Source organism: Bacillus sp. ISL-41 (assembly GCF_018613235.1).
Taxonomy (GTDB): Bacteria; Bacillota; Bacilli; order Bacillales; family Cytobacillaceae; genus Mesobacillus.
Window position 1 is genome coordinate 103,322 of record NZ_JAGGQP010000008.1, and the last position, 25,164, is coordinate 128,485.

A 25,164-nucleotide genomic window follows, 5' to 3' on the forward strand; every position below is an offset into this window, starting at 1 on the left:
AAAAAAGGGAAAAGACGCTCCTGGCGGCTTTTCCCTTTTGAAAACATTAAAGAAAAACAAAATAAATAATTCCTGCCAAAATAATCCGATAGATCGCAAATGGCATTAATTTAATTTTATTGATAAGCTTCAAAAAGAATCTGATGAAAATCAACGCAAACACAAATGCGCTGATAAAACCTACAGCGAAAAATGGCAACGCATCTATTGTGAAATACTGCCAGTTTTTCAGCAGGGATATCCCGCTGGCGCCAAGCATGATTGGAACCGCCATTATGAAGGTGAAATCGGAAGCCGCGCGATGGCTCATACCGAGAAGTACTCCTCCTGCTATTGTGGAACCAGACCTCGAAAAACCGGGCCATAATCCAAGACACTGAAACAAACCTACTCCAATTGCCTGTTTATAGCTGATTTGATCAACATCCTCAGTCTTAAGTGTTTTGGGTTGAAAACGGTCTGCTATTATCAACAGGAAGGCTCCTACTACCAACCCAATGATGACAGTTTCTACCGAAAATAGGTGCTCATCAATATAGTCCTCAAATAAAATGCCAGTCACCCCAGCAGGAATCAAACCTGCAATTACCTTAGGCAAACTTAGCCTTCCTTTGGAATCCGCGATTGAAACACCCTTTTCCAAACCTAACAGGTTAATGAATCGATCTTTGAATACAATGACTACAGCTAATATAGACCCTAATTGAATAACTACTTTAAAAGTATTGGCAACAGGCTCTGTAAACAATTGTTTCGAGTGCAACAGCAAATCATCGACAATAATCATATGTCCAGTGGACGAAACAGGTGCAAATTCAGTTAATCCTTCTACTAAACCGAGTATAAATGCCACAATTAATTCCCAAATGTTCATGAAGTGGTCTTGCTCCTTTAAGAGTTAAATTTTAGTGCTTGCTTGTCTTACATTATTTCGAAAAACAACAAAAGCAAATGTACTTATTAATTTTTATCTTTAATTGGACATTTAGTCAATAAAAAAAAGCAGCATCATAAGCTGCTTTGAGTACTTTCCTTAAAAACAAAGAACTTTTGGCCAATAAAGTTCGTGAGCGTGTATATGACCGAACCAAGAAGGATTGCAGTATTGTCTAAGTCGATATGAAATGGCCCTGCTGTTATTGAGTCCATTGTCCCGGTAATCACACGGCTGATTGAGAAGGAAAGAAAATAACATGCCATCACAACAATAATAAATCTCGCTGCTCCAACATGAATGGGAACGCCGCTTTTAAATGTGTAAATTCTATTCATAAGAAAGCTGACAGCAGCGCCTGCTGTGTTTCCAGAGAATGTGGCATAAAAAAAGGGCCATTCCAGTCCATTTTTCAAAAAAAACATCAGTCCCATTCCAACAACGGTATTGAGTAAACCGACCATCAGAAATTTGATAAATTCCGGAAAGCTTACAGAGCCAAGTTTAATCCTTTGCGCCAGCTGACTAGTTATTCTCAGATAGCTTCTGAGTTTCACTGATTGGCTCATAATCTGCTCCTTCCATGTTGATCAGTTTCCTCGACACAGGCAGATTAAACAGATCGACATCAACAATAAATTTCGGACGCCGTTTAGTTTCTTTATAAATTTTGCCTATATACTCTCCAACCAAACCAAGCGCAATTAACTGCAGGCCCCCAATAAGCCATATAGAGGTTATTAAGGAAGTCCATCCGAGTTCTGTATTTCCAAAAAGCTTCAATGTAAGAAAATATAAACCGAATACAAGGCTTACGAAAAAAGAGAGGCAACCTACAATCATCACGAACCTTATCGGTGTCACTGAAAATGAAGTGATTCCATCAAAGGCAAACCCAAGCATTTTCCTCAACGGGTACTTCGTTTCACCGGCATGACGTTCCTTTCTTTCGTAATAAACATTCGTGGAGTTAAAGCCGATTAATGGAACAATCCCGCGGAGAAACATATTGCTTTCCGCAAAATGCTCCAATTCTTCAACGGCCCTCTTGCTCATCAACCTAAAATCGGCATGGTTGAAGACTAGTTTGACCCCCAGCTTGTCCATGAGCTTATAAAATCCTTCAGCAGTAAAACGTTTGAAGAATGTATCACTCTCCCTGCTGCTTCTCACACCATATACCACTTCGTAACCTTCATTGAACTTTCTTACCATTTCATTAATAGCATGAATGTCATCCTGCAGATCAGCATCAATAGTTACCATGCAATCGGATGCCTCTTTTGCAGAAAAAAGTCCGGCAAGCAAAGCATTTTGATGTCCTGCATTTCTTGAGAGCTTCAGGCCTTTTATCATTTCATTATCCAAACTGGCTTTGTAAATCAAGTGCCAGGTCCTATCCTCGCTCCCATCATCGACGAATAAGACCTTGCTTTTTTCTGATACCATATTTTGCTTGATCAATTCACTTAGCTTTGCTGCCAACTGATCAATAGTCTCTACCAAAACATCTTCTTCATTATAACAAGGAACGATAATTGTGAAGATCGGCGCATTCATTTATAAGCCTCCTTGGTGTTATAAAGCTTCATAGAGGTAAATTTTCCAGGCGCTTTGCTTAGAATTAAAGATCTTATCAAGCTTCAGATTATTTTCTGATGCGTTATCGATTGGAACTGAAGAGAAGATAAACTCCCCGCCCATTTCCTTAAACTGCTCTATGTTCACTTCTATATTTTCGATTCTTTTCTTTGAATTTTTTTTAAACATATAATGCTTTCCCAATTCATCGGTAAAAAGATAACAGCGTCCGCCCCACTCATCAAAGTAAACGCGGATACGCTTATTTTTTTCCAGCTCATTTTTGATAATCTTCCTAAACTGATATTTATAACTTAGAGGATAAAAATTATTGTAGGTGTCCAGCGTGTAAAAACCATTATATTGCGCGATTGCTGGATGCAAGCCTATACTGGCAACACGATAGCTATCTTGAGGTTTTCCGATGTGATCTTTGATCGCTCCAAATTGTTGCTCTGCATAAAACTCCCTGACACTGGGCTTTTTGTGGTAAACCATTTCTTCATTTGTGAACAGGAGAATGATAATTTGGACAGCCACCAACCAGGGAACAGCCTTCCGCAACATTTTTTCATTCCAGAGGATCTTAAGGCCAATCGCAAACAAAATATAAAGAATTAACGGGCGCAAAAAATGAAACCTGGCAAAATTAAATGTATCTAGAAAATGAAATCTTTCAGTCAATGGCAGCCAGCCTTTATAAAACCAGAAAGCATACCAGGCAGATAAAGCAAAATTCAGCCCAAAGAGGAAAACAAAGATTCGTTCTTTCTTCCACTTTCTGTGCTTCCAAATCAGAATGATTGCAGCTGCTATGACGGGCAATATAACCAAAGTATGTACAGTCATCACATGTGTGTGTCCTAGCAGGAAATTTTTGAAGGTAAGCCTGACAGAGTGCCAGAATGACAGGCGGGCGTGAAAGTATTCATCCCTGCTATTCGGTTCCCCATCAAATAAAAAAGAATAGACCAGCCGATAATCAGTGATTAAGAAAACAGCAGTCATATAAGCGATCGCAAAAAAGAATTTCCAATTCCAGCCCTTACTGCGAATGACATCACTAAGCCAGAATAGACCGATTGCACTGAGGAAAAAGAAAAAACCCAAAACGATACTTGAGTAAAATGGCAAAAGTGTAAGCGCAAGATAATGCGGCCAGGAACCTTTCCCCTTTCTGATATGCAAAAAAGCCCAGAGTGCCAAAGGCATACCTAATGTACTTAGCATCCCTGACGGCCAAAAAGGGGTAAGCGCAAATGCAAGCGCTGTCCCGACGCGAATCAGGCTTTTATCATCTCCCTTAGTAAAGTGGTCCTTCAAAACCAAATACATACCGAGGAAGGCTATAAACCTGGTGATACCCTGGCTTATTCCATATGCAATCATCGTCGGGAACCATACATACAGCCATACAATCAGGCTATACTCTGTTCCAAGTGCATTCCTCGGCAGTCCATTGATGATTTGAGGAATCCTGGCATCTAACGAACCGGCAATCTGGCCACTCTCAGCAAGCACCTTGTACCATGCCAAATTTGAGTCTAGATTGTCATGTACCCGAATGTGGGCATCGTCTCCTAAAATGAAATAGGGGGATAGGAAGAGTGAAATCACAATGAGAGAAAATATGATGAGTTTTCGCTCTTTATCCTGTAAGTAAGACAAATCTCATTACACCTCAAGTTCCATAGTTGCTTCTATTAAGGTTTGCACATTTATTAAAACTATTCCCTGCAACCTCTATTGGTTTCCTATTCTGCTATGAAATGTATTTTCCACTAAACATAGGGTTTTATGTATTAAGGGATCCAGGACTGCTTAATGCCAAGCCATATAACTCAAAAAAAAGCCGCACTGGTGTGAAATTAACCAGTACAGCTTGATTATCCCTCTTCAGTTAAATTATTCTCTGCCTCAAGAATGAAAAGATCCTTCTTTGACTGCAAAAAAATGATCGATGTCAATCCAACAGCCAGTAACAGTCCCAATGCAGAGAATGCGACGGTGACTGTTTGCAGTTTTACTACTTCTGCTAAATAACCTAATAATAACGTTAACACGATTTGAACCATTGCCTGAAAGAAGGCAAACGAACTGCTAAACCTGCCCATCAAGTCAACTGGTACATTGTTTTGGAAAAAAGTCGCATAACCAGTAAAAGAAAATGGTGAAAAGAATCCAATAATGATAAAGCCGGCCACAGCTAATGGTACCGTGTCTGAAGATGCAAGATAGAACATTAAGTACCCAGTTACTGACAAAAAAGAACCCATTCCTAACAGCAGTTTGATTGAAAGACGATTTGCCAGCGCTGACACTGCAAATGAACCAGCCACATACCCGCCTCCTGTTAGGCTGACCAATAATCCATAATTCTTTTCAGATAAGCCGACAACCTGCTGTATGAAGGTTACCTCCTGCGAATCGAGGGCGAATGATATTAATGTAATGAACTGGAAAATCAGAAAAACCACCATAAATCCTGCTGCTGTTTTCCCAAAACTGATGACAGCTTTCCAATCAGCAGCGATCATTTTCAACGTAATCGGATCTCTAACACTTTCATTGCTTACCTTTTCATCAACATCAGGAAGGAAGTATATGGCCAAGGCACATAAAAAGAAAGTTAGAGCATTAATATATATACTTGTATTTATGCTTCCATACATAATCAACAGCCCTGATACACTCGGACCTACCAGCATGGCACCCGATGTCGCGAAGGAAAAAATTGAATTGAAGCGCTTTCTCTTTTCAGGCGGTACAAGCTTTGTTATGTAAGTTTCTGATGTGGGACCAAAGAATGCCCCCGCTATATTGGTTAAGAACATAATAATATAAATTGGAATTAAAGAAGTGAAAAATGGGATGAGCGCAATTAGTAGCCCTCGAAGGATATCAATGTAAATCATTAACCTTCTCTTATTCACCCGATCAATGACGCTGCCTGCCCATGTATTAGTAAGAAGGATGGCTAAAGGTCTAATGATGAATAACCCTGCTATTGCAGCAGCAGAACCTGTTAATTTTAATACCAATAAATTAATAGCAACAAAATAAATCCAGTTACCAATGTTTGAAACTCCAATTCCCAAAACCAAAAGTATGGGATTCTTCCAGCCTTTCAAACTGACCCCTCCCGAGTGCAGAATATAAATGTAAAAATGCTGCTCTATTTCTCTTTCCATCCTATATTCAACTTCCAAAAGTTTCAAGAAGCTATTTGAATAAATTCCATTTTTTTACTTAAATCAAGAATTGTCACAATTTGTCCACATAAATTTTCCCAACATAGCAACCGAAAACAAGCTCTATACCCGCATTTACAAGCATTTTAAACTTCAAGCCTACTATTTTCATTTATTTACCAGTCCGAGTCGTACAATTTACCCATTACTAACATAGGTATATTACTTATAATGGGATATAGAATTGATAAGGAGCTGAAACCATGAATTCTAATCCGAAGTTTGTTTCCAAGATCCTTCCGCTTTTTGCGGTGTTTATGGTTATAGTTACGATTGCAGCGACATTTGTCGTTCAAAATACTGATGATAAAGTATCTGTCCCCTTTTCTTCTCTTGTCAAGACTATAGAAGGCCTTAATGGCAGCGAAGCCACTCTTACAGAAAAAATGGATGGAACTCTAGTACTTAAAACTAAAGATTCTACATTAGTTTCCCAAGTTCCTCCCGGCAGCCAGATGGTCGATAAATTAGTAGAAAAAAATAATATAAACTATGAATATATGAATAACAGCAAATATGGCGCCTGGATCCTCGGTGGTGTGTTATTGCTTTTGCTAGGTACTGCGTTTGTAATCCAAAAGAAAACTGGTGGCATTGGCACAGGCAATAGAATGAAGAATAGTTTATCAAAGCCTACCCCTCTGCCTTCGATTACTTTAGAAGATGTTGGTGGATTACAGGAAGAAATGAAAGAGGAAATCTTCCAGACTCTTTCAATCCTGAAAGAACCAGAAAGATCGGCAAAAATGGGCATTAAGCCGCCTAAGGGCATTCTGTTATATGGACCTCCAGGTACAGGCAAAACCTTGCTTGCTCAAGCTATTGCTCGTGAATTGAATGCTAACTTTTTCTCAGCCAGTGGATCTGCATTTAATGAAATGTTCATCGGTGTAGGTGCCTCACGTGTTCGAAGCTTATTTCAAAGTGCACGCAAGCAAGGTCCAGCCGTTATTTTTATCGATGAAGTCGACGCCCTTGCAGGGAAGCGTAAGCCTCATGGCGGTGAAGAAGGCGAGAAGACTTTAACTGAACTTCTTGTCCAGCTTGACGGAGGACATTCAAACGATGGAATCCTTTTCATCGCAGCTACAAACAGAAAAGACATGCTAGATGATGCATTCCTTCGCCCTGGCCGTATCGATTTCTCATTCAATGTCCCTCTTCCAGATACGAAAGGCAGAAGAGAAATCATTAATATCCATATAAAAGGGAAAAACCTTGCTGCTGATGTTGCATCATCACTGGACGACCTGGCTGAAAGTACTTCTGGATTCTCAGGCGCCGAACTGCACTCATTGTTTGAAACAGCAAGTAGACGAGCATTAAGGAATGGACAGGATTTCATTTCGAAGAGTGATATAGATTACTCTCTTGACCGGACAATCCTTGGAAGTACTTCCCGCACTCTTCAGGATGCAGATACGAAGCGCAGGGTTGCGATCCACGAGGCAGGACATGCTCTAGTTTCTGCAGTAACTAAACCAGGGTCAGTCCGCAAAGCAACTATTATACCTAGAGGGCAGGCACTAGGATACGTGGCTCCGATTCCAAAAGAACTTCAATTGTCTACACATAGCGACTTAATTGATAGGATCGCCATGATCCTTGCTGGCGGTGTCGCTGAACGGATGATTCTCGGTGAACACAGTATCGGAGTAAGCGGTGATGTCCAGCAGGCTAAACAGATTATAGAGCAAATGGTTGATACAGGCTTGCTGCAGGAAGGTTTCTCACTAACATTCAGCAAAGGTTTGAAAGAAACAAAAATGCAGGAACTTTTTGATGACGCTCTAGAAAAATCTGAAATGATCATAAATGCTCACAAATATCAATTTGATGTGCTGGTAGAAGAATTGCTAAAGAAAGAAACATTGGAAGGCTCAGAAGTAGATGAAATAGTCCAGGATAAGACTGGTTTTCGTGAGGATCAATATGTAATGGCGTAACAAAAAAGGCTTTCCGTGGAAAGCCTTTTTTATTTTTGATCAAGAGCCTGAGCCAGGTTAGTTCTTATTTCTGTATCTTTGAAAGAAAGTCCAAGCTGAACGGCTGTTTGGGCGATTTCTGGTCTGATGCCGGAAAGTGTTGTCTTTACGCCAATTAATTTTAATGCGTTCAAAAGCTGGAAGATTTTATGGGCAACCATAGTGTCGATCATTGCCACACCTGATAGATCGACAAATAGATGATGAATATCCCTCTTGCTGCATTGCTTAAGAGTATTTTCAAGAATCATTTTTGCCCTTGTTGTATCAATATCTCCTATAAGAGGCAGCAAGCCTTGATGGTTGCTTAATGAGATGACAGGTGCACTTAGTTCATTGATGGTTGCCTGCTGGGCTTTCAAAATGCTTTGTGAGTATTTATATGTAGCTTCGACGAATCGTAAAATGACTTCGTCCATTTCCTTAAGGATGATGTCATACCAAGCATCAACTTCTTCCCTCTTTATCTCCGGATTCTTCTGGGCAAATTTACGGACATATTTAAAATACTGATTCCTGACGTTCTTAAATTCCTTGATCACGTAATGAATAGGGGTATTAATATGTTCACTATCACTAGCTATTTCGATTATCCATTGTTCAAAGTCCTGGAAAAATTCTTGTTCCCCTCTATTGAATAATTCAATAAAGTGCAAGTGGAAATCATGGTTTTGTTTTTTTAAAGCAGCAATTAGCTCAGGATCATTGGACACGTAGACACCTGCGGTATTTGGTTTATCGATATTTTCATACCATTCTTCAGTTAGATTATAGCTGTTTTCCTTGAGAAATTCATATAAGCCTTGATTTCTATGCATCAAGCTTCCTCCCGCCTCGAAATGCACCATACTGAACAAGTTAACCAGATGCAATTTTCTCTATTGCTGTATTATACCAAAAATCCTGCATCATATAAAATAATAGGAAGCTAACCTAATCTTATAGACTTTCATCCTGCAATTATTTTTTATTCCATTTTATGTTTATCCTTTAGCTCAGACGGGGCCATTTTTATGATTTGTTGAAAAATGATAAGCAGCACACCTACGTCATCAACTACACCAATCAACGTTAAGAAGTCGGGAATGATATCGAATGGCAGCAGAAAATAGCCAATGATCAATCCAATTGAAATTAATTTTTGTTTTAATGGCACTAACCCGGAAGTAAAGAACTCTATTAAAAAAGGGATGAATCTTTTCACTTTGAAAACAAGCCTGATTCTTTTCAAAAACTTTTTCATAACAGCACTCCTTTCAACTCGTACTATCCACATTCACTTATTTTTGATTATTAAAACATTCAAGTAAATCTGACTATCATTAATACGTTTAAAGAGTAGATTTGTTTCATATCAGAAATCAAAAAATAGCCAAATTTAATTGGCTGCTTTCCGAACTAAATTAATACCACATTAATTTACTTTTCCTGTTGATCACAATAGAAATGGATCGCTACTTTAAAGAATGCTGCTAGTCCCTGCTGGTATTTATCTATATTTTTTGTAAATCGGGGGTCATCCACATATAAATCCCCCAGCCCGCGGTAGATCTCCAGTGTGCAATCATAATAATGGTCAGTGATAAATTGACGCCAATCTGCTACAGCCTGCTGTACTTCTGGAGCTTCTGGACCCTTATCCATTCCGGCAATAAGCCGCTTATAAATTTCCTCAGTCTTACTCTGGATGTCTCCCCAGTCTTCAGCTGAATATCCAGAAGTCCTCTTCTCTACGTTTTCGACGGTCTCTTTTCCATACTTCTTCTTAGCTTCCTCGCTATATTTCTTCTGGTGTTCTTCTATTTCCTTCATATCAAATCCTTTGAACATATCCTTATCTGCCATTTTAAAGCCTCCTTCTATTGAATCGATTGTCTGGTCAACTGTCTGGATCATCTCTTCTAACCGCTTTTTTTTGGCTAAAAGCAATTCTTTATGCCTTTTCAAATTTTCTTTGCGGTTAAACTCAGGCCGTTCAATAATTTCCTTTATTTCTTGAAGAGAAAAGTCCATTTCCTTAAAAACCATTATCTGTTGAAGGCGCTCAAGATTCTCTTCAGAGTAAAGGCGATACCCGGCAGAGGAAAAGGCTTCTGGCTTGAGTAAACCAATACGATCATAATGATGCAGGGTACGTACGCTTACTCCTGTTAACTCTGCAACTTCTTTTACTTTGTACATTTCTCGATCACCTCCACATACCAATCTTAAAGTATGACGCAACGTTAGAGTCAATAGTTTTATTAAGCGCTTTAAAAAATTTAGAGAAGAAAAAATACATACTCTTTATTAGCTTGTCTGGAGTAAAGTCTTATCTATATAATTGGAGATGTTTGAAAAGGAAATAACAGAACCAGTCAACTTTTAATGGTATGGAGGATAAGCATGGACAAAATGGAGAAGTACTTCGATAAAATTGCAGATCTTCCTTTAAAAGAGAGTTATTCTCGAGGTGAAATTTTATCATCAGATTTCCTGATGGCCAGGGAAAATAACATTGAGATTTACTATTGTACACATAACGAATATATCAATAAAGAGGCCAGGGTGTTTATAATAGGAATTACACCAGGTTTTCAACAAATGAATAAATCGATTGCTGTTGCCCGTAAATGTCTGGAGGACAACATTTCAGTTAATGACATTCCTTATATTTGTAAGCGTGAAGCACGGTTTTTTGGGATACTTCGCAAAAATATCACCCAAATGCTAGACGAGTTAGGTTTGAACATATGTCTGGAATTGGAAAGCTGTGAGCAGCTTTTTGGCGATAAGGATTTCTTGCTACATACTACGTCTCTGATTCCGTATGCCGCCTTTGCCAATTGCAAGAACTATGCCGGACATAACCCGAAGATCCTGAAGAATGAATTATTGACTCACTTTCTTGAAGAATACTTCAAGCCTCAGGCAGCCGACCTTCAAAACTCCTTAGTCATTCCGCTTGGAAAAGGAGTGGAAGAAGTTTTATCTCAATATATACAGGAAGGCATATTTAAAAAAGAGAACATTTTATTAGGCTTCCCACATCCTTCTGGAGCGAATGGACATCGCCTCCAGCAATTCGAGAAGAATAAAGAAAGAATGAAAGATACAATCAGTGATTATTTCCGAAAAAGTTAAAAGACCGATGATCTTGGTCTTTTAAACTTACTCAAATGGAATTTCTTCCTGATACGCCTTTTCGTATTTGGTTAACAGTTCCTCTTTATGTGCTTCACTGTTAATTAAAATGTCTCCGTATACCGGAACTACTGTATGAAAGTCATGTTCTTCATTCTTCCTGGATATGAACAGGTAGCTTTCTCCTTCTTTAAGCAGCTGGTCATTTTCCACCAGAATCAGCTTCTTCCCATCATAGCCACCTTGCTGGTTGACTGTTACCTCACCTTGCAATTCACCTTTGATGCTCTCTGCTACTTCCACTTTGAACTGTGTTTCAAGCATCCCTCTTTCTTCAGAAGTTCCAGACATCTTTATGACTTTTCCAATGAACACATTGTCAGCCCATCCGACAAGCCTTTGTGGGTCAGTCACATCAAAAGCATGACTGGTTTGTACCGTTTGAATCACGTGATTTACGGGAGGCTGATTAGAAAGCAATCCAGGACCGGCGATGCCCAGGGCAATGATCGCAGCAAGGCCGGGGGCTGCAAAGGCGAGCCATTTCTTATTATTGCTTTTTCCTACTTCCGTTTTTGCCTTGTCAATCCCAATTCTGCTTCGTTTACTCAATTCTTTGGGTATTTCAATTTTATTCATTTCTGTTTGGATTTTATTGCTCATTTACCTCATCTCCCTCCAAGTCTTTGCGAAGCTTGCCCAATCCCCGGTACAATATTGACTTTGCTGTACCTAGTGGTATATTCAATGTTTCTGAAACTTCTTTTAATGTCATTCCTTGATAAAATCTGAGAAGGATTACACTTTTTTCTTCTTCCCGCAGCTCTTCAATCATTCCCTTTAAAGTAATTCCGGATGTTAAATCTTCATCAACTGCTCCGGAAATATATTCATCAAAATCGGGGTTCAGCGGCACAATTTTTTTCCTTTTTCTAAGAATGTCGAGGGAACAGCTGATGGCTATTCTGATCAGCCATGACTTAAAGTATTTGGGCTCTTTCAGTTCTTTAATGGATTTGAAAGACTTGTACGCAGTTTCCTGTACAACATCCAATGCGTCATTCTGGTTTTTGACATATATAAACGCCATCTTGTATAGATCTTCCTCATATTGCTGGAAAAGCTCGAGAAATGCTTTGTCATTTCCCTTCTGTGCTTTTTTTATCAACTTCAGCAATAGGTGCACCCCCTTGTTACCGTTCTTATTCATTAGACGGAAGTTTCGCCGCTTTGGCTTTAAATCCTCTAAAAAAATACAAAATAAAGACATCCTGTACTACTTGCAGGATGTTTCCCTATAAAATCCCATATCTTCTCCATATATCTGGAAGCAGAGACTGATATTTATGCTGTAAATACCGATCATCGATCAATATGATCGTTCCTGTATCTTTTTCTGACCGTATCAACCTGCCGCCAGCCTGGAGCACTTTATTCATCCCAGGATAAACATAGGCGTAATCATATCCATTTTTCCCTTTGGATGAAAAATGCTGTTTGATCAAATCCCGCTCAAAGCCGATCTGAGGCAGACCAACACCCACTACCAATACACCATTCAGTCGATCACCCTTTAAATCTACTCCTTCCGAGAAAATCCCTCCCAGGACAGCGAAACCAACCAGAGAACCTGATCCGCCTGGTTTGAAGGATTCCAGAAACGCTTCACGTTCGGCATCTCCCATCCCTGTACCCTGAACAATTGTAGGTATCCCGTAATTGCCATGATTCCAGTATTCCCATACCGAATTAAGATATAGATAGGAAGGAAAGAAGATTAAGTAGTTGCCTGGCTTACTTTGAATGGTCTCAATCAGTGTTTTAACAATTGGTTCTATCGAGTTTTCTCTATCCTTATATCTTGTTGATAAAGGTTGGATCATTACCTGGTTTTGTTCTTGTGAAAATGGAGAGGGAATTCTGACAACATAATCATCATCGTCTCCACCTAACATATCACGGTAATATCCAATAGGACTCAAGGTGGCCGAAAAGAAAACACGGGACTTAAAGCTTTTACCTGCTTGCTTAATCAGATAAGAAGGATCAAGGCAAAATTGCTTTACTATAACCTCATTCCTTTGAACCTCTGCATATAAAATAAAACGGTCGTCGAACAGCTTACTGATTCTTTGCCAATTCTGCGCCGCAAAATAGGTATCAAGCAACTGCTCAGGGTTCTCAGATCGATCACTTAGAAGCTCCTTTTCGGCAAAGTCGATAAATTCCAATACCAACTGATTTAGTTCTCCTTGCGGTTCCTTAAACACCATTGTTTTTGAAGGTTCCGCCTGCTTTTTTATTTTGATAAAGCAGTCGTTTATTCGCTTGCAAATCCTATGTATATTTTCGTTTGTCCCCTTAAAGTCCCTTTTCAGCTGCAAAAATGCTGTCTTTTCTAAAGTAGATGAAAACATATCCCTTCCTCTGTCAACCAGGTTGTGAGCCTCATCAACAAGAAGGACAGTTTCTTTCTTTTGGTCATCGAATAAACGTTTCAATGATACTTTTGGATCAAATATATAATTATAATCACAAATGACTGTGTCAGCTGCGTATGCAAGGTCCAGAGAAAATTCGAAGGGACAAATCTTATGTTTGAGGGCATATTGTTCAATACATGGTCGATTTAAAGAATTTTCATTTTGTAAGATATCGAGGATAGCGCCATTGATTTTGTCATAATAACTCTCCGCAAACTCACAATGGTCTTTATTGCATATCCCCTGCTCTGTAAAGCAAACTTTGTCCTTGGCCGTTATGGTCACTGCTTTCATTTGAAGGCCATGATCAAACAGTTGGCTAAAAGCTTCCTCTGCTGTTTGCCTGGTAGTTGTCTTGGCAGTCAGATAAAAAATCTTACCCAGGTGTTCCTCGCCGATTGCTTTAACAGACGGAAAGAGTGTAGAAATGGTCTTTCCGATGCCAGTAGGAGCACTTGCGAAAATAGTCTTCTTTTCCTGAATTGTTTTGTATACCGATCCAGCAAGCTGACGTTGTCCTTTACGATATTGAGCAAAAGGGAATTCCAAATCTTTTATGCTCTGATTCCTATTCCGTTCATGCTTTAGACGCCATTTTGCGTAAGGAGCAAATGCAGATACCATTATCAACATTGCTTCTCTTATTTCATCATATGTCCGAGTTTTTATGAATCTTTTCACTTCACCGGATGATTTCTGCACGTATGTAAGCTGGATATCGATACAATCTAATTCATGATCCTCCATGTACATGTAAGCATAGCATTCTGCCTGGGCCCAGTGAGCAAGATTACTGTCTTCATTGATCAATTCAAGGCTTAAAGAGGTTGACTTAATTTCATCTATGGTGATCCGCCCATCCTTTATAAGAAGCCCATCACAACGGCCTTCAATAATAAAATGAATGTTTTCATATTCTATTTCAGTCTTTAAAAAAACTTCACTTTGATCTTGTTCGTTATATGTTTTCTGGACTTCACGATGGATTCGAGAACCTTCGGTAAACGATGAAGCAGTCCTGAACCCGGATACGATACTTCCACTTTTGTATACATACTCCGCCAAAGTTCTCACCGATATCTTCATTTCATTCTTCATCCACTCACCTGGCCCAATCTAAAAATGATTATAATTAATTATAGTACATATGTTCTTATATATCCAATCATATAAAAAATCCGTCCCAGAGAATCCTGGAACGGACTAATATCTTACCAATGGCGAGTTATTTCAAGCAAAGTGTCAATCTCAATTGGGTTCAGTGTAAAACTCAGATCATTTTCAGCAATTTCCGTTGTCTCATTCAACAGCTCGTCAATATCCATGCTAATTGTTCCCATACCGAACCTCCTCATTTTATGCTGGACAGAACCTATGTCCGGCTTCGTGAAAATAGTTCGTTTATTATATGAGGGTTCTGGGGGTAATTTAACATCGAGAAAATTTTCCCAAGTTTTAAAATCTACAGTTTAGGCCAACTTGAAATCCTCTTTATAATTCACCATCTAAATACTTAAAGATAATACGCCGAAAAAACAAAAAAGGTCCAATTTAGGACCCTTTTTGTTTTTTTTAATCAGATTGGAGGCAGGATTGGTGGCATACCAGCAACTAAAACTCCTAAAGCCATTGCACCAGTGAATAAAGCAAAAAACTTCTTTTTCATGTTTTCATTCCTCCATTTAATTTATTTTTTGAATATATTTTACTGCTTGATCAAACCTGCCTATCTGCTGATAGTGGTTTGATAGCATTTTGTAAAATCCAATTAATTCCTCACTTTTGCCATCACTTTCTTCCAAGTAAGGTATAACTTTAGCTTCTGTATAAGCAAGTGACTTCTCAGGCGATTCAAGATTCATTAGGTAATAGTTTGAAAGTATTCTATATTTACGACTTTCCAACTTCTTGGATAGTTCGTAAACCTCCTGAAAAGCTTCTCGAGCTTTGATTTCATTATTTAACTCTAAGTAAATCTCTCCGATAGAGTAAGTTGTTATCAGATAATGGGCATTATAGTTTGTTTGTAAGGATTTACTCTTCTCAAAGAAAAGAAGCGCGTCCTCGACATTGTCCAATTTCTTTTGTAAGTATCCCATATTATGATAAATCTCTGGCAAAAGTTTTGTTTCTTTCAATAACTCTGCATTCCTAATTAAATGTTTAAAACAATCTTGTGCTTCTTCATAAATTTTTGAGTGAGTATAGTTGATTCCGAGTAACATCATTGCATGAAGTATTCGTTTAAAATTATGTTCTTCCATGAATTCCTGCAGAGCAAGCTTTCCGTAATAAATAGCATATCCAGGTTCTTCTAAGGTGGTCTTAGCGATTGCTCGGTGGTAAAACAACTCGCCACTAGCAATCTCTATTTTGGAATCCTTACCAATCGATCCCAATAAGTCATCTGCTTTTTTATATATGCCTTTCTTTAATAACCATACAGCATAAAGATAGGAAAATAAAGCCAATTGAGGTTGGGAAAATATATTCTTCTGTTTATTTAAAAGGTCATATTGTTTTTGTGCGGCATTCAACATTTCTTTAAAAATCAGATACCTGTATTTCGCTAGTTCATATGTATGTAGATTATTGGAAAATGGAATTATCCCTTCAAACTCCTTTAATCTTTCCATCACATCATCGGCTTCATCGTTCAAAAAATAATCAATTTTTTCATTCAGCTCCGCCACTAGTTGTTTAATTTGATCCTCATTTTCTGTGATAGAAGCAAGATTGACGCCAAGCCTTTCAAGCAACAGGCCCATGGTTTCTTCATTGGCTTCCTTTGAATTGCTTTCGATCTTGCTTAAATGGGGAACTGAACATATGCCATTTGCCAGTTCCTTCTGTGTTAGACCTTGCTGAACTCTATAAAATTTAATGAGTGGTCCAAACTGCATACATTCACCTTCCGTTTTCTTTTAATCTACCATCTTTTTTAACTTTTTAAACAGTGCAAAAGTACTATTTTTTAAAAATTCTATATTTTATAAATTGTTTCTTCATATAGTACAACAAATAATAAAATAAAGCCACCCGGATCAATCAACCCGGATGGCTGGCATGGATGTGAGTTTGCTATTATCTTACGCGTGGGAAACCAAAACCTGATGCATAGTCATCGCCAGTAGCTGCTCCTGTTCCACCTTTGATGTCATATAGCTTCGCGCGTCTTTGGATTTCAGAGCGAAGCTGAGAGTTGCTCCAAGATTTATTCGCAGACCATAATTTAGCTGCAAGGCCAGAGATGTGTGGTGTAGCCATTGATGTACCGCTCATCGTAGCATAGTTTCCATCTACGGCTGTTGAATAAATTCCGCCGCCAGGTGCTGCTACTTCAACATCCTTTTCCTGGATATAGTAGTCGCCGTCCGTATATGGGTTACCACGAGAAGAAAAATCTGATACTTTATGGGTGCCATTTACGAAGGCATTATCCAGTGACGCTACCGCGATTGCATTTGTTAAAGCGCCTGGATATCCAATCGTGTTAGCACTTGGTCCACTGTTACCTGCTGCTGCAACAACTAATGCACCTCTGCTGTATGCATAGTCAACAGCACTTGCAATCATGGAATCCTTGCCGCTTGAACCTAATGACATCGAAATAACCACTCTGGTTCCTGTGCGAACACCTTCATCTGCAGCATGTCGGATTGCCCCTGCGATATCATCTGAATACCCTGAACCATTATCGCCTAACACCTTATAGCCCCAAAGTTCAGCTTCCGGCGCTACTCCATACACTCCTGCTCCATCGTATCCGCCATTCGCGACAGCTGTTCCGGCAACATGTGTGCCGTGGCCCTGACGGTCAGTACATGATCCATTGACCATTGAAGAGTAGGATTGGGTGAAATCCTTACATTGTTCAACATTATCAGTCAGATCAATGTGATTGCGGTTAATCCCTGTGTCAAGGACGGCTACCTTGATCCCATTCCCGCCGCTTGTAGATTGGATATAGTTATCATTATAGATCGCTTGAATTCCCCAAGGAGTCTGGTCAGATGGATAAGATGCCTGAGCAGTATAGTCACCCTTGCCTTTACCGTTTCCATTCCCTTCTACTCGGGCGTCGATTGTAAGAGTGTCCACCTGGGAAACTTCGATATTCTTATTTTTTAACAAAGCCTGATATTGCTTGCTGTTTACTTCTGTAGTGAATCCTTGATTACCAAAGTCCCATCGCTTGCCATATTGTTCTTTCGCTTTTGCTTGTTCTGCACTCGGACCCTTAATTAAAACTCGATAAGTATCCTGGCTTTCTTGTACTCCCGCACCAAAAGCCCCTGTCGCAAACATCGAAATACCCATTGCTAAACTAAGTACTGCGGATCCGAATATTCTTTTCTTCTTCATTCTCTTGCTCCTCTCACCTTTGAAAATTTTACAGCTTGCCGGCTGCAGAAATAAGTATATTTTAAATTTTCAGCTAATATCAACAGATAACCGAGCCGTTTTGATTGGGAAAAATGGTGTATAAAAACTCTGTATTGGCGCTTACTTGGTATAGGTTTACCATTAACATTTCCAATTCAATAACCTGTTCCTGCTGGAACTTTAACTATGTAATATTGTTTCACTTCCATATATGCATCTCTAATTAATACTAAAAATTGCTGCTGCTGGCAAAATAAAAAAATGGTAAATCTCCATTCGAAAATATTGGGAAACCGATTGCTTTCATAGAGGGTATTTTGGGAAAAAGGACATAAGAAACGGCCAAAAACACAGCCTTCTGAAGTACAAAAAAACACTCCGATAGTCATTATCGAAGTGTTCATTCTAAAAAGATTTTTTAAATGCTTTGCTGAGAGTATTTAAAAAAGGCACATCGGGGACAGTTTTTGAATTATTAAGGTAAAAAGCATGATTCGGCTTTATCCCGATAATACATGGCTGAAGCCCCATGACCTGCAGCTCCTTAACAAGAGCAACGAATGCTTCAACACCTTCGCTTGTTAAATTTCCGACACCATTAAAATCGAACAGTACCTCTTGATAGCCCCCATCTTGTGACTTTTCCAATACCCTCTTTTCGTTTTGGCTGATCAATTCACTATCAAGGTTACCAAAAAGAGGCACCAAGGCTGTACTTTGGGTTAACTTAATGAATGGGCAGGAAAGACTTTTGATCTCGAAAAGCGTTTTTTCGACCAGCTCTTTTTTTTCAAGCAGTTCAAGATTTGTGTCTGCCAGCCGTTTACGGTGTTTTTCAACTATACTTTCTAATTCTATAAGGCGATGGTCTTTTTCAATACAAATGATATGACCCCGCCTGTCATTCCAATTTACACTTAAGTCAAACAGGGCATATGGGGATTCTTTGGTTTTCATGATCAATTCGCCTTCCGACCTGCCTTCCAAATTCCCCAATATGTTTTTTGTTTTACCCTGGCTTTCCCTGTCAACTAGGTCAAGAAAATTTTTCCTTATATAAAATAATTCTGAGCTTACTTGAGAAAAATCAAGAATATTATAGTCAAGGTCTATTAAAAAATATGGTTGGGGCAAAAATTTAAGATCCAACATTTGATTTCACTCCATGCCGATGACGGTCAAGCCAATCATTTACGTCTTCCAGGTTTTTATGGAAAAGCGTCTTTTCCGAACCATATCGATCAAATTCGTACTGACTTAAGAGTCGCCCACCTACAATGACGGCTGGGTGGTTTGGAAGCTCCTCCAATTCTTTAATATAAGGGCGAAGGTTCTCTGCATGATAAAGAATTGAAAAAGAGAGGCAAATAGCATCTGGTTTCCATTCCTCAGCGGCTTTCTTGATATATTCCAGGGGAAGATTTGGACCATGGTATTTTGTTTCCCAACCATATTCAATGAACAGCTGGCTAGCCATTTTCAGTCCAAGGTAATGCTGTTCATTTTCAACACAAAGAAACATCGCTTTTTTCCCAATGGAAGAGACCGGCTGATTTTTTCCCTTTTGCCAAATGTATCTTGCCAATAAATAATCACAGGTTGAAGTTGCCAGATGCTCATCGGCAACAGTGATTTTATTGGTCTCCCACAAGTGACCCATATGTCTCATTGCAGCAGTAATGATGTGTTCATAAATATATAAACTGTCTTTTGATGCCTTTATCTCTGCTTCTAACAATTCCCAGGAAGCATCTTGATCGCCTTCAAGCAATAGCTGCGAAAGCTCAATAGCCTTCTCCATCTCACCTCACCTCATTCTTCTATTATTGCCTCACCTGATAATGAATCAATTGCGCTTTCAAGCATGTGGATAAATACCCTCACACGTTTGTCATCATTGGACTTTTCAAAGGCACTTATCAATCTTTGAAAATTATCAATAAGATGCTCTGTTTTCATCCCTCTGGAGGTCAGGATGCCATTTAGCCAATGAGCATAATCAATAAAGTATTTTTCTTCATCCATGCTAGCAGCAGTTTGGAGATACTTAATATGATGCTCATTGTCCTCTTTGCATTTTTGCCTTCCCCGTTCTCCATATTTTTCGAGCAGGACGGGATAATCCCTGTAAATCCCTTCGGTAACTTCTTCTATAATTGAATTCATTAATGAGAGGTTCATTCAGCTACCACCTTGTAACGACCGACTGAGGGCCGGATTGTCGCCAGTTCCTGGTCTGGATAATTTTTTTCAAGTTCATGAACCTTCTTATATGCGTCACTCGTAATGTATTTTATATAATTTTCCTTTGTATCCCAGCAAATTTGAACGGTCAGCTCTGATGGTGTTTGTTCATTTTGCAGCAAATGAAAGGAAATAAATCCTTCATATTCATCTACTAGTCTCGATCTTTTTTGGTAGATGCCGATCACTTCATCAACCTTGCCTTCTGGTATATTCACAGTTGAATGAACGATATACATAATCCATTTCCCCCTCATCCCTTTTAAAACATAGTACAAGTATACATTTCTAGCAGTAACCATTCAAATTTACTATCTTCACAGTAGAAATAGCAGACCACCTTTTAGAGTAGCTGTTTAAATTATTATCATTTAGATAATATACTATTAAGCTATGAGAGGGAGAAATTGGGTTGATTTGAAACCTGATACAGTGTAAATAAAAAAGCTGGATGTAAGCCCATCCAGCTTTCGTCTTATTGTCTGGCTGCCGTCGTGATCGCTTCGATTGCCTCCTGGATTTGATCTTCATTTACATCGTAATGGGTTACAAACCTTACAAAAGTAGGCCCAAACGTACCGGCGATGACTCCTTCAGAGCGAAGCCTCTCTACAAATACATCGGAAGGGATGTTCAAGCCTGCTACATCTGCGACGACAATATTTGTTTCCGGCTGTCTGGCAAGTTTCATTCCAGGGATCGATTCGATTGCTTCTGCCAGTACCCTTGCATTCCATTGGTCTTCTCCAAGTCTATCTTTCATTTTAGTCAGGGCAATCAAACCAGGTGCAGCGATGACACCAGCCTGCCTCATACCGCCGCCAAGGCGCTTCCTCCATTTACGGGCTTTTGAGATGAATTCTCCATCACCAGCTATGATTGACCCAACCGGTGCTCCGAGTCCCTTTGAAAGACATATTTGAACTGTATCTGTATTTTTGGAGAATTCCTTCACACTCACACCTGCAGCCGCTGCGGCATTGAACAATCTGGCACCATCGAGATGAACAGGTACTTTATTGGCTTGGGCAATACTATAGATCGCTTTCATATTTTCAACCGGAATAACTGCTCCCCCTGCTCGGTTGTGCGTATTTTCCAAACAAATCAACCCTGTTTCTGGATAATGGATATCCTCAGTTCGGATTGAATTCAAAACATCCTGTGGATCCATGGCTCCCCTGTGCCCTTGAATGGTCCTGGTCTGGACTCCGGCAAGGGCAGCTACTGCACCAGATTCATAATAAAAAATATGTGATTCTTCTTCCAACAGCAATTCCTGTCCTGGTCGGCAATGCGTTAAAACAGCAATTTGATTTCCTTGTGTTCCGCTTGTGACAAACAAGGCCGCCTCCTTGCCAAGTATTTCAGCTGCCGTTTCTTCTAACTCCCTGACTGTTGGATCCTCTTTATAGACATCATCACCCACCTCTGCTGTGTACATTGCTTTGCGCATTTCTTCAGTAGGTTTTGTGACAGTATCGCTTCTTAAGTCAATCATTACTTCCCCCTCATTTCTATGTAAATTCGTATTTATTCATATTCTACCAACAGAACCTGCAAAAAACTAACAGTTTCTATTGGAAAGCAATCGGGTATTTGTTTTATATACACTAAAAAAAGGAGGAATACAGTATGAATATCGAAAAAGTTATGACTAGAGACGTAGAATATTGCAGTCCTGACACACCCATTCACGAGGTAGCCTCTAAAATGAAGGATCTTGATGTTGGGGTAATGCCTATTTGCGAGAATGACCAGTTGACAGGCCTGGCTACTGACAGGGATATTGTTTTGAAAGCAGTCGCGCAAAACACTTCATTGGATACACCCATATCAGAAGTCATGACAACCGATCCAGTGCGCGGCACTGTTCATATGACGGCCGAGGAGGCTGCAGATTTGATGGCAGACGTACAAATACGAAGACTCCCAATTGTAGAAGATGGTAAAATGATTGGAATTATATCATTAGGAGACCTGGCCGTGACGGAAAAGCTTGATGATGAAGCAGGACAAGCTCTTGAGGATATTTCAACTCCGGCAGAGCCTGAAAAGTAAATTAATATTGAAATACCCCGCCGGCTGGCGGGGTATTTTATTCTGATTCTGTTATTTTTCTGAATTCCAGCCCTTTTTCCTTCATTAAATGCTTTAAGGCTGCTTGAAAGGTTGAAAAAGATTGTGCTTCTAATTTTATTCCATCAAGGACCATCCGCTTGACCAATTCTGGATTCATTCCAACAAATAACGTTTTGACACCCATCAATGAGATAGAAGAAGCCATTTCATGAAGCTCCCTGCCTATTTCTTCAAGGCAAACATCCTCAATTCTTTCTCCACTGATATCAGTTAAGTCTATAATTGCCGTTTCTATGTCCTTATTATGGATAAAGTGAAGGATTTTCCCGCTTATTTTATCAAATCGCTCTGCTCGAATTAACCCTGTAATAGGTACCAGTATTGTCTGAGGAACAATAGAAGGTATGATTGGCGCGGACATTTCAGAAATAATCGTCTCATATTCTTGAATTTTTTTCTCTAGCTCCTTGAGTCTATTTGTTTCCAAAATTCCAAACCCCTCCGATGACGTATTCACCTTGCTTTTACTATGATACCTTTTGAGGAATATTTTGTATAGAAAAAAACTGCTTCTATTATCGAAGCAGCAAGTAAAAGGTCACCCTATAACCCTCAATGTATAACATTAATTAAATGCATGATATCTTCATAAATTTGTTCTTGATATTCGTCATCACAGCATCTCTTGTAATCATCAATCAAACGTCCAAGTTCTTTTAGAAAAATTAATTTTTCCTCTTCATTAATCATGGCAGAATTCTCCTTAATAGGATAAAAGTCATGTGTATGTTTAAATTTATCATGATTTTTTCCCTTAAAACAACCATTAATTTTCCTAACCTCATTATTATATTTTGCATATGTGGAGAAACTATTCATTAATACATCAAATGTTTCGTGTTTATCTATAAGAAAGGAGCAACCATGTTACATAATATATTCAGGCTGGGTATGCTGTTAATATCCTGGGCCACTTTACTCTTATATCCGAAACGTGACTTCAAACGGTTTCTTCCTGTCACGATATTTGTTACAGGAATGGTATCCATCTTATTGGTAATATCTCATCCATACAAGCTATGGAAAGTATCTGGAAGTATCAAAACCCGTATTTTCAATGACCTTTGTTTCACTTTAGGTCCTTTTTTTGTAACAAATCTATGGATTTTCCGTCTGGCTTACGGTAACATCTGGCAGTATTTAGGAATAAATCTGGTGATTGATTATTTATTAGCATTTCCCGTCACTAAGTTTTTTAAGAAAATTAACATCTATCAATTAGAGCGGCTGAAACCACTGCATTTTTTAAGTATCATTTATTCATTTGCAATTTTTGCCTACGGTTTTCAGCATTTATTTCAAAAGTCTAAACGTTAAATGTTATTATGTCTAATCGTTTAGAATTAAATAAAACCCTTCCGCTAAACTGATGGAAGGGTTTTCGCTTATTCTTCATCAATAGTGATATTCTCCATGACCAGTTCGACCCCTTTGGTGTTCTCAATATAACTGATTACAGGATCAATTTCATTACTAAGCTTTGGAGTCAACGGCAATTCAATTCTTTCATCATCATAAATAAAGATCACTTTGTCAGGTGTTAGGGTACCACTCTCTTTTTTGTTGATTTGTTTCATCTCTGTAATTTTATCCCACGGATATACAGTTTGTTCTAATTTCCAAAGTTCGTCATAATATAAGGCATTCTTGTCCATATAATAGTAATTGTCAATGCTCAAGTAGCCTCCAGCAGCCATGATTACCAGTGTGAGTGCGGAGGCAATAAAAACATTGAAACTCCTCTTTCTCGATTCATCTGTTTTAAAAAGATAGATTGCTATGATGATCAGTAATACTGGTATAATCAAAAACACTGCAACCATTGCAACATAGGATGACATCGGACTGTCAAAGAACCAGTGGGACTTATGAATGTAAACCGATTGATGAATGAAAGTAACGATAAAAATACCAATTGGTACAGATGCGAAGAGAAGAATAACGGCGACTGTTATCAGCAAGCTCCCCGCACGGTCAGCATTATGAGCACTCAAAATCTTGTTCCCCTTTTCTATTCTCTATATTTCTATAATATATATTCACCTTAAAGTAAAAAATTTCCTTCCTAAAAGGATATTTTTTTTATAAAATTCCAGCTGAACATTATTAAATTCTGCCTTGAATAATATTATGTATGAATAAACAAGCTAATTGCAGGTTCAATCTCTAGACGCATTCTCATGCGCCCTATCATCATCCGAACAGCATTTTTTAAGTGTCCGCAGCAGATTGGTCTGCATGATCAAAATGATGTCACATGAATCAGAGGCTTCACATTTCCTTACTGGGAACAAAAAACAAGCTGGACAATGTCCAGCTTGTTTTTTGTTTATTTTCTAAGATTTTCCTGGTCTTTTAACCTATTTTGCTGATCGGGAACCCTTCCTTGATCCTTGAACTCATCAATCTTTTTAGCTTCCCCTAATTTTTCTCGTTCGTATTCCGCCAAGCTTTGCTGATCCTTTTTTGAACCTGCCATGGTAATTCCCTCCTTAGCCTTAGTATTCATGCTATTCCCTAATGGAAAAACAACCAAACACAAATGCAGAAGAGCAAATGTTTGGTTCCCAGCAGTTATCTAATTTCACCGATGCTTATGACTGATCAAGACACCGAAAACAAACAGATTGTGAACTTCTGCCTGTCCAGGATGTTTACATAAACTCTATAGATGGTAATTAGAATAACAAGAACCTTCTTAACTGGAAAGGTTTCAGGGTTTCGAAGAAGCTTCCAAATCGGATAGAGAAAACGATCCGTAATACTTCACCGGTGTGAAGGCAGCAAAGTTTACGTTAAAGCCTAACTTACCATGTAAATACAGAAGGAAAGGAAAATGTAAAATGAGAGAAATAACAGTAACGGTGGATTTAAAGGGGAAAAATTATTTAACAAATGTCATTGCAGACCGTGAAACATCAGAGGAAGAAATTTTAGAGATGGCACGAAAGCAAGTTCAAGAGCAATGGCTCTTTTAAATAGGGAAAAGGATGTTCAAGTTCGCTGAACATCCTTTTTTAAATTGCTTTTCATTT

The 25,164-nt window shown here is 38.8% G+C and carries 28 protein-coding genes; 5 read left to right on the forward strand and 23 right to left on the reverse strand.

The genetic code is table 11. The features are described from left to right. Positions 1-46: 46 nt before the first annotated feature. The 5 genes from J7I80_RS03780 to J7I80_RS03800 form a co-directional block, all read right to left on the reverse strand. The gene (locus J7I80_RS03780; protein ID WP_214736066.1) at positions 47-874 is read right to left on the reverse strand and encodes an undecaprenyl-diphosphate phosphatase; all 828 of its coding nucleotides are present in this window, start codon (positions 872-874) and stop codon (positions 47-49) included. 134 nt (positions 875-1,008) lie between these two features. Further along, on the reverse strand, positions 1,009-1,503 hold the full coding sequence (locus tag J7I80_RS03785) for a GtrA family protein (protein ID WP_214736067.1): 495 nt from the start codon (positions 1,501-1,503) through the stop codon (positions 1,009-1,011). After that, entirely contained in the window at positions 1,460-2,494 is a 1,035-nt protein-coding gene (locus J7I80_RS03790; protein WP_214736068.1) for a glycosyltransferase family 2 protein, read from the reverse strand. Before J7I80_RS03790 ends, J7I80_RS03785 begins: the two co-directional genes overlap by 44 nt. Before the next feature lie 18 nt (positions 2,495-2,512). Continuing rightward, a complete protein-coding gene (locus J7I80_RS23225) occupies positions 2,513-4,183 on the reverse strand; it encodes a DUF6044 family protein (protein ID WP_251027574.1) in 1,671 nt (556 codons plus the stop codon). Between the two features lie 218 nt (positions 4,184-4,401). Continuing rightward, positions 4,402-5,646 (reverse strand): MFS transporter, encoded by a 1,245-nt coding sequence (locus J7I80_RS03800; protein ID WP_214736069.1) that lies wholly within the window; start codon positions 5,644-5,646, stop codon positions 4,402-4,404. Positions 5,647-5,969: 323 nt separating this feature from the next. On the opposite strand from J7I80_RS03800, the gene J7I80_RS03805 reads away from it, so the two are divergent. After that, the gene (locus J7I80_RS03805) at positions 5,970-7,712 is read left to right on the forward strand and encodes an AAA family ATPase (protein ID WP_214736070.1); all 1,743 of its coding nucleotides are present in this window, start codon (positions 5,970-5,972) and stop codon (positions 7,710-7,712) included. A 29-nt stretch (positions 7,713-7,741) separates the two neighbouring features. Here J7I80_RS03805 and J7I80_RS03810 read toward each other — a convergent pair whose 3' ends face one another. From J7I80_RS03810 to J7I80_RS03820, 3 genes are all read right to left on the reverse strand, one after another. Next, complete coding sequence (locus J7I80_RS03810) at positions 7,742-8,569, reverse strand: STAS domain-containing protein (RefSeq protein ID WP_214736071.1); 828 nt, start codon at positions 8,567-8,569, stop codon at positions 7,742-7,744. 149 nt (positions 8,570-8,718) lie between these two features. Next, entirely contained in the window at positions 8,719-8,994 is a 276-nt protein-coding gene (locus J7I80_RS03815; protein WP_214736072.1) for a YkvA family protein, read from the reverse strand. A 176-nt stretch (positions 8,995-9,170) separates the two neighbouring features. Next, on the reverse strand, positions 9,171-9,932 hold the full coding sequence (locus J7I80_RS03820) for a MerR family transcriptional regulator (RefSeq protein ID WP_214736073.1): 762 nt from the start codon (positions 9,930-9,932) through the stop codon (positions 9,171-9,173). A 204-nt stretch (positions 9,933-10,136) separates the two neighbouring features. Between J7I80_RS03820 and J7I80_RS03825 the strand changes: the two genes are divergently transcribed. Continuing rightward, positions 10,137-10,874: a uracil-DNA glycosylase family protein gene (locus J7I80_RS03825; protein ID WP_214736074.1), complete on the forward strand. Its 738-nt coding sequence runs from the start codon at positions 10,137-10,139 to the stop codon at positions 10,872-10,874. Positions 10,875-10,901: 27 nt separating this feature from the next. Here the strand turns inward: J7I80_RS03825 and J7I80_RS03830 are convergent, their stop codons facing one another. The 11 genes from J7I80_RS03830 to ltaE all read right to left on the reverse strand — a co-directional run bounded on the left by J7I80_RS03830 (position 10,902) and on the right by ltaE (position 21,488). Further along, on the reverse strand, positions 10,902-11,537 hold the full coding sequence (locus J7I80_RS03830) for a hypothetical protein (protein ID WP_214736075.1): 636 nt from the start codon (positions 11,535-11,537) through the stop codon (positions 10,902-10,904). After that, positions 11,527-12,060, reverse strand: coding sequence for a sigma-70 family RNA polymerase sigma factor (locus J7I80_RS03835; RefSeq protein WP_353050080.1), 534 nt, complete (start codon positions 12,058-12,060; stop codon positions 11,527-11,529). Before J7I80_RS03835 ends, J7I80_RS03830 begins: the two co-directional genes overlap by 11 nt. Before the next feature lie 109 nt (positions 12,061-12,169). Next, positions 12,170-14,455 carry an ATP-dependent DNA helicase gene (locus tag J7I80_RS03840; protein ID WP_214736077.1) on the reverse strand — a complete coding sequence of 762 codons (2,286 nt, stop codon included), beginning with the start codon at positions 14,453-14,455 and terminating at the stop codon, positions 12,170-12,172. A 113-nt stretch (positions 14,456-14,568) separates the two neighbouring features. Then, positions 14,569-14,697 carry a hypothetical protein gene (locus J7I80_RS23445; RefSeq protein WP_285289112.1) on the reverse strand — a complete coding sequence of 43 codons (129 nt, stop codon included), beginning with the start codon at positions 14,695-14,697 and terminating at the stop codon, positions 14,569-14,571. 342 nt (positions 14,698-15,039) lie between these two features. Next, positions 15,040-16,260: a helix-turn-helix domain-containing protein gene (locus tag J7I80_RS03845; protein ID WP_214736078.1), complete on the reverse strand. Its 1,221-nt coding sequence runs from the start codon at positions 16,258-16,260 to the stop codon at positions 15,040-15,042. Positions 16,261-16,441: 181 nt separating this feature from the next. After that, positions 16,442-17,722 (reverse strand): S8 family peptidase, encoded by a 1,281-nt coding sequence (locus J7I80_RS03850; protein WP_214736079.1) that lies wholly within the window; start codon positions 17,720-17,722, stop codon positions 16,442-16,444. 426 nt (positions 17,723-18,148) lie between these two features. Further along, positions 18,149-18,895 (reverse strand): STAS domain-containing protein, encoded by a 747-nt coding sequence (locus tag J7I80_RS03855; RefSeq protein WP_214736080.1) that lies wholly within the window; start codon positions 18,893-18,895, stop codon positions 18,149-18,151. Further along, positions 18,882-19,544, reverse strand: a complete 663-nt coding sequence (locus J7I80_RS03860) for a cobalamin B12-binding domain-containing protein (RefSeq protein WP_214736081.1) — start codon at positions 19,542-19,544, stop codon at positions 18,882-18,884. Before J7I80_RS03860 ends, J7I80_RS03855 begins: the two co-directional genes overlap by 14 nt. 11 nt (positions 19,545-19,555) lie before the next feature. Next, a complete protein-coding gene (locus tag J7I80_RS03865) occupies positions 19,556-19,924 on the reverse strand; it encodes a hypothetical protein (protein ID WP_214736082.1) in 369 nt (122 codons plus the stop codon). Next, complete coding sequence (locus J7I80_RS03870) at positions 19,921-20,226, reverse strand: antibiotic biosynthesis monooxygenase family protein (protein ID WP_214736083.1); 306 nt, start codon at positions 20,224-20,226, stop codon at positions 19,921-19,923. The genes J7I80_RS03865 and J7I80_RS03870 overlap by 4 nt, the downstream gene beginning before the upstream one ends. A gap of 236 nt (positions 20,227-20,462) precedes the next feature. Beyond that, positions 20,463-21,488 carry a low-specificity L-threonine aldolase gene (gene ltaE, locus J7I80_RS03875; RefSeq protein WP_214736084.1) on the reverse strand — a complete coding sequence of 342 codons (1,026 nt, stop codon included), beginning with the start codon at positions 21,486-21,488 and terminating at the stop codon, positions 20,463-20,465. A 134-nt stretch (positions 21,489-21,622) separates the two neighbouring features. Here ltaE and J7I80_RS03880 point away from each other — a divergent pair, with 134 nt between their 5' ends. Then, complete coding sequence (locus J7I80_RS03880; RefSeq protein ID WP_214736085.1) at positions 21,623-22,048, forward strand: CBS domain-containing protein; 426 nt, start codon at positions 21,623-21,625, stop codon at positions 22,046-22,048. Positions 22,049-22,085: 37 nt separating this feature from the next. On the opposite strand, the gene J7I80_RS03885 is transcribed toward J7I80_RS03880, so the two are convergent. Together J7I80_RS03885 and J7I80_RS03890 are read right to left on the reverse strand one after the other, a co-directional pair. After that, positions 22,086-22,556: an STAS domain-containing protein gene (locus J7I80_RS03885; RefSeq protein ID WP_214736086.1), complete on the reverse strand. Its 471-nt coding sequence runs from the start codon at positions 22,554-22,556 to the stop codon at positions 22,086-22,088. Positions 22,557-22,681: 125 nt separating this feature from the next. Continuing rightward, the gene (locus J7I80_RS03890; protein ID WP_214736087.1) at positions 22,682-22,819 is read right to left on the reverse strand and encodes a hypothetical protein; all 138 of its coding nucleotides are present in this window, start codon (positions 22,817-22,819) and stop codon (positions 22,682-22,684) included. 174 nt (positions 22,820-22,993) lie between these two features. Between J7I80_RS03890 and J7I80_RS03895 the strand changes: the two genes are divergently transcribed. Then, positions 22,994-23,446: a hypothetical protein gene (locus J7I80_RS03895; RefSeq protein ID WP_214736088.1), complete on the forward strand. Its 453-nt coding sequence runs from the start codon at positions 22,994-22,996 to the stop codon at positions 23,444-23,446. 68 nt (positions 23,447-23,514) lie between these two features. Here J7I80_RS03895 and J7I80_RS03900 read toward each other — a convergent pair whose 3' ends face one another. Further along, on the reverse strand, positions 23,515-24,123 hold the full coding sequence (locus J7I80_RS03900; RefSeq protein WP_214736089.1) for a hypothetical protein: 609 nt from the start codon (positions 24,121-24,123) through the stop codon (positions 23,515-23,517). Positions 24,124-24,458: 335 nt separating this feature from the next. After that, on the reverse strand, positions 24,459-24,608 hold the full coding sequence (locus tag J7I80_RS03905; protein WP_214736090.1) for a hypothetical protein: 150 nt from the start codon (positions 24,606-24,608) through the stop codon (positions 24,459-24,461). Between the two features lie 364 nt (positions 24,609-24,972). On the opposite strand from J7I80_RS03905, the gene J7I80_RS03910 reads away from it, so the two are divergent. Then, entirely contained in the window at positions 24,973-25,107 is a 135-nt protein-coding gene (locus tag J7I80_RS03910) for a BA3454 family stress response protein (protein WP_158651627.1), read from the forward strand. The last annotated feature ends 57 nt before the right edge of the window (positions 25,108-25,164 follow it).

Excerpts from the sequence above, each read along its gene's own strand:
- J7I80_RS23445 (WP_285289112.1), bottom strand. The coding sequence starts at position 14,697 with ATGGGAACAATTAGCATGGATATTGACGAGCTGTTGAATGAGACAACG.
- J7I80_RS03805 (WP_214736070.1), top strand. The coding sequence starts at position 5,970 with ATGAATTCTAATCCGAAGTTTGTTTCCAAGATCCTTCCGCTTTTTGCG.
- J7I80_RS03860 (WP_214736081.1), bottom strand. The coding sequence starts at position 19,544 with ATGGAGAAGGCTATTGAGCTTTCGCAGCTATTGCTTGAAGGCGATCAA.
- J7I80_RS03890 (WP_214736087.1), bottom strand. The coding sequence starts at position 22,819 with ATGATTAATGAAGAGGAAAAATTAATTTTTCTAAAAGAACTTGGACGT.
- J7I80_RS03905 (WP_214736090.1), bottom strand. The coding sequence starts at position 24,608 with ATGGCAGGTTCAAAAAAGGATCAGCAAAGCTTGGCGGAATACGAACGA.
- J7I80_RS03865 (WP_214736082.1), bottom strand. The coding sequence starts at position 19,924 with ATGAACCTCTCATTAATGAATTCAATTATAGAAGAAGTTACCGAAGGG.
- J7I80_RS03870 (WP_214736083.1), bottom strand. The coding sequence starts at position 20,226 with ATGTATATCGTTCATTCAACTGTGAATATACCAGAAGGCAAGGTTGAT.
- J7I80_RS03840 (WP_214736077.1), bottom strand. The coding sequence starts at position 14,455 with ATGAAGAATGAAATGAAGATATCGGTGAGAACTTTGGCGGAGTATGTA.
- J7I80_RS03810 (WP_214736071.1), bottom strand. The coding sequence starts at position 8,569 with ATGCATAGAAATCAAGGCTTATATGAATTTCTCAAGGAAAACAGCTAT.
- J7I80_RS03825 (WP_214736074.1), top strand. The coding sequence starts at position 10,137 with ATGGACAAAATGGAGAAGTACTTCGATAAAATTGCAGATCTTCCTTTA.
- J7I80_RS03815 (WP_214736072.1), bottom strand. The coding sequence starts at position 8,994 with ATGAAAAAGTTTTTGAAAAGAATCAGGCTTGTTTTCAAAGTGAAAAGA.
- J7I80_RS03790 (WP_214736068.1), bottom strand. The coding sequence starts at position 2,494 with ATGAATGCGCCGATCTTCACAATTATCGTTCCTTGTTATAATGAAGAA.
- J7I80_RS03855 (WP_214736080.1), bottom strand. The coding sequence starts at position 18,895 with ATGTTGGATCTTAAATTTTTGCCCCAACCATATTTTTTAATAGACCTT.
- J7I80_RS03845 (WP_214736078.1), bottom strand. The coding sequence starts at position 16,260 with ATGCAGTTTGGACCACTCATTAAATTTTATAGAGTTCAGCAAGGTCTA.
- J7I80_RS03880 (WP_214736085.1), top strand. The coding sequence starts at position 21,623 with ATGAATATCGAAAAAGTTATGACTAGAGACGTAGAATATTGCAGTCCT.
- J7I80_RS03780 (WP_214736066.1), bottom strand. The coding sequence starts at position 874 with ATGAACATTTGGGAATTAATTGTGGCATTTATACTCGGTTTAGTAGAA.
- J7I80_RS03895 (WP_214736088.1), top strand. The coding sequence starts at position 22,994 with ATGTTACATAATATATTCAGGCTGGGTATGCTGTTAATATCCTGGGCC.
- J7I80_RS03820 (WP_214736073.1), bottom strand. The coding sequence starts at position 9,932 with ATGTACAAAGTAAAAGAAGTTGCAGAGTTAACAGGAGTAAGCGTACGT.
- ltaE (WP_214736084.1), bottom strand. The coding sequence starts at position 21,488 with ATGATTGACTTAAGAAGCGATACTGTCACAAAACCTACTGAAGAAATG.
- J7I80_RS03785 (WP_214736067.1), bottom strand. The coding sequence starts at position 1,503 with ATGAGCCAATCAGTGAAACTCAGAAGCTATCTGAGAATAACTAGTCAG.
- J7I80_RS03910 (WP_158651627.1), top strand. The coding sequence starts at position 24,973 with ATGAGAGAAATAACAGTAACGGTGGATTTAAAGGGGAAAAATTATTTA.
- J7I80_RS03830 (WP_214736075.1), bottom strand. The coding sequence starts at position 11,537 with ATGAGCAATAAAATCCAAACAGAAATGAATAAAATTGAAATACCCAAA.
- J7I80_RS03850 (WP_214736079.1), bottom strand. The coding sequence starts at position 17,722 with ATGAAGAAGAAAAGAATATTCGGATCCGCAGTACTTAGTTTAGCAATG.